At 41.5% G+C, this 2,880-nt stretch carries 3 protein-coding genes and 1 pseudogene; all 4 read left to right on the forward strand.

Annotated features, from left to right (window positions below):
• A pseudogene (locus tag HUO07_RS21390) lies at positions 1 to 112 on the forward strand (IS630-like element ISHsp2 family transposase); the annotation flags it as partial.
• 528 nt (positions 113 to 640) lie between these two features.
• Positions 641 to 1,708 carry a C4-dicarboxylate TRAP transporter substrate-binding protein gene (locus HUO07_RS21395; protein WP_176305125.1) on the forward strand — a complete coding sequence of 356 codons (1,068 nt, stop codon included), beginning with the start codon at positions 641 to 643 and terminating at the stop codon, positions 1,706 to 1,708.
• Between the two features lie 70 nt (positions 1,709 to 1,778).
• Positions 1,779 to 2,339 carry a TRAP transporter small permease gene (locus HUO07_RS21400; RefSeq protein ID WP_176305126.1) on the forward strand — a complete coding sequence of 187 codons (561 nt, stop codon included), beginning with the start codon at positions 1,779 to 1,781 and terminating at the stop codon, positions 2,337 to 2,339.
• Entirely contained in the window at positions 2,332 to 2,811 is a 480-nt protein-coding gene (locus HUO07_RS21405; RefSeq protein ID WP_176305127.1) for a TRAP transporter large permease subunit, read from the forward strand. Before HUO07_RS21400 ends, HUO07_RS21405 begins: the two co-directional genes overlap by 8 nt.
• Positions 2,812 to 2,880: the final 69 nt, after the last annotated feature.

Consider the following 2,880-nt stretch of genomic DNA (forward strand, 5'->3'; position numbering starts at 1 on the left):
GAAGTACACCTGGCTGCCCTTGAGTGCCTATCTCTCGTTTGAACGTCTACATGAAGAGGTACACCGCTTACTCGGTGGTTACGGAACTGATCACGCGATTAATTTTGAATAGGCACTTACAAAACGCGCCTAAGTGAGTTACTAAAACAGTTTTATAATGGATAATAGGTATATTTTTAACTACCTCCAATTGCGGCCTCTTCTATCGTGCGCTTAAGCGTCCTCCCACAACAACAACACTGAGACTGCTGCTCGCGATTATGTGCGTTAATTGAGATCTGAAACTGAGGGGTTCTTGTAGCCACCTTAGCTGAAATGACGGACTGGGCTTCAAGTTCGCCATCTCCACAGAAAGCTCCGCCCTCCCGATTGAAATCCAAGCTCAATAGCATTGTAAAGCGCCGTTTATAGAAAAACGACTGCCTGCAACAAGGCATTGCACATGCTAAATTTTCATAAAAAATCTTTATAATCAACAACATTTAAATATCAAGAAAAACTGATATATGTAATAAATATGATAACTATATGCAAACCATATTTGTTATCTATTCATACAGTGCATAAGTTATGAGCTGTTACTTAGATTTATGGGTAGCTTTATAGCTAACATTTTTAATAATTAACGGCAGGGAACATCATGAAATTTCCTAAGAAAAAAATAGCATTTATCTCTTCTATAGGTTTACTTGCTTACGCAAACACTGCGATTTCAGACGAAATAACGCTTCGCGTTGGCTCAGGGCATCCTATAGGTTTATTAGCCTATACTGAAACAGCGCATAGCTTCTTCGCACCAGAGCTAAAAAGAAGGGTTGAAGAAAGAACCGATCATACAATTAGAATCCAAGAGCTCCATGCTGGCGCTGTTGCGAGTGTAACAGAAGTACTTGATGCTACTCGAGATGGTTTATTAGATATTGGCTTTGCAAGTTTAATATTTGAGCCTTCAAATGCCTTTTTACATAATTTCACTCTATTCTTACCGTTTGGCACGCCAGATGGTCACCAGGCAACACAAGCAGGACGTGCCACACTTGAAGCTTTCCCAGAGCTAATTGATTATTTTGAAACCGATTTTAATCAAAAATATTTAACTGGTAGCTGTTTAGAAAATTACGGATTAGGTACTAATTTTGCCTGGTCTGATTTTGAAGAATTGCAAGGTAAAAGAATTGCTGGAGCAGGAGTAAACTTAGACTGGATTGCAGGCGCAACGCCCGTCACTTCAAATTTGAATGAGGCCTATCAATCAATTCAAACAGGAGTCTATGAAGGTTATATTAGTGCCGTGCCATGGTGGGCTTCATTCAGTCTATACGAAGTTGCTGATTACTTCACTCTTGTTAATTTTGGGGCACAGTATGTTAACTCCGTTACCATTAATTTAGATACATGGAATCGGCTACCGGAAGATGTACAAGAAATTTTACAAGAAGTTGCTTTAGAATATGAACAAGCAACAGCTGATTTATGTGTTGCAAGCGAGCAAGAAGGTATTGCTAAACTTAAAGCTGAAGGCGTCGAAGTTCGAGAAATTAATGAACAGGCTAAAGAAGATTGGGCAAACGCGCTTAGCGAATTTCCTAACCGTATGGCGCAAGAAGCTAATACCCGTGGCCTGCCGGGCTCCGAAGTAATGAATTTTTATATGGATCAGTTAGAGGAACTGGGCTACGAATGGCCACTGCGGTATGAAATCGATTAACAAGTCCTATGTTAGGAGGGCATTGCCCTCCTAAACATTAACGCGATATTTCGTATCCAGAGTAGCCATTATGCTGATAATAAATTTAGCAAAAAAAATTGACATTTTACTATCGTGGGTAAGCAAATCTTTAATGATAGTGTCAGCCATCGCCCTCTCTTTATTAGCGCTACTAATCGGAGCAGATGTACTCAGTCGGTTACTCTTAAATAAATCTATTGTAGGGGTAGCAGAAGTTGTAGCAAATACGCTGTTAATTATAGCATTTCTGCAGCTCTCTTACACAGTGAGAATAGGTGGACTTCTCAGAACAGAGCTGACGGATACATTTGCACCTAGAATAGTTTCAAGAACATTATGGCTAATTGGCTATTTATTAGGTGCAGTATTGTTTTCCCTCATTGCTTATTACTCATGGGATCCAATGGTAAGTGCCTGGGTAAGAAAAACATTTGAAGGGCATGCGAGTTTGCGCGTTCCGACGCTCCCATCCCGTTTTGCCATCGTTGTTTGTTCAGCATTTGCAGTTATCAACTTTATTTCCCTAGCCATTAGATCCGTGCTTGTCATTGTGACTGGCGACGACCGCTATATAACGCAAATGAAAGAAGAGGAGGTGCATCTTGGATAGCACCCTGTTAACCCTGATTTTAGTATTTTCGTTACTGGGTAGCGTACTGATAGGCATTCCTGTTGTAATTTGTTTAGGTTTGTCAAGTTTTCTTGGCCTTGCCTATATAATGGGAAATTACGATATAGCTGGCTCGCTACTCTCAAGCTCTGCTTACGGGGCAATTAAATCCTACGTATTTGCCACCATACCGCTATTTGTGTTGCTCGGTGAGATACTCTCTAAGTCAGGGGCAGCGTCTGATTTATTTCGTATTGTTGACCGAACCTGCCGTCGTCTTCCGGGCCGTCTCGCCTTAGCAACAGTAGGTGGAAATACGGTATTTGGCGCCGTAACCGGGGTTTCAATTGCGTCGGCTGCTACCTTCTCAAGAATTGCCTACCCTGAAATGGTGCGTGCTAATTACAATAAAAGTATTGCCTTAGCCTGGATTTCTCATAGTACCTCAGCCAGTACCGCACTCAGGCTGTAACACCGCTAAACACCTACTGGCTCGACTTACATCGGCTACTTTTTAACCACTTTCCGGCGTTCAGACACA

Origin of the sequence: Vreelandella maris (assembly GCF_013371085.1) — a bacterium.
Lineage (GTDB): Bacteria > Pseudomonadota > Gammaproteobacteria > Pseudomonadales > Halomonadaceae > Vreelandella > Vreelandella maris.